Origin of the sequence: Corallococcus praedator (assembly GCF_003612125.1) — a bacterium.
GTDB classification, from domain to species: domain Bacteria; phylum Myxococcota; class Myxococcia; order Myxococcales; family Myxococcaceae; genus Corallococcus; species Corallococcus praedator.
Window position 1 is genome coordinate 1 of the sequence record NZ_RAWI01001326.1, and the last position, 401, is coordinate 401.

General features: G+C 65.3%; 1 protein-coding gene. It reads right to left on the minus strand.

Annotated elements, in window-relative coordinates:
• On the minus strand, positions 1-401 hold a 401-nt coding region (locus tag D7Y13_RS44310; protein ID WP_244222510.1), incomplete at both ends, for a phospholipase D-like domain-containing protein.

The window sequence follows — 401 nt, forward strand, 5'->3', positions numbered from 1 at the left end:
GTATTCGTCGCCGACGTTCTGCCCGCCGAGGAAGGCGACCTCGCCATCCGCGACGACGAGCTTGCGGTGGTTGCGAAAATTGAGGCGGAAGCGCTTGCCGCGCTCGCGGTTCGTCACGAAGACGCAAAGCTGCACGCCGGCGTCGATCAGTTTCTGGCGATAGGGCCGGGGAAGCTTGTGGGAGCCGACCTGATCGATGAGCAGGTAGACCGCCACGCCGCGCTGCCGGGCGGCAAGCAGACGGCGCTGGATGTCGCGGCCGAGCTCGTCGTCGCGAATGATAAAGAATTGCACAACGAGATATTTGCGGGCCTGGTCGATGGCCAGACCGACGGCCTCGAAGGTGGCGGCGCCGTCGATGAGGAGGCGGGCTTCGTTGCCGGAGGTGACGGGAAGATGGG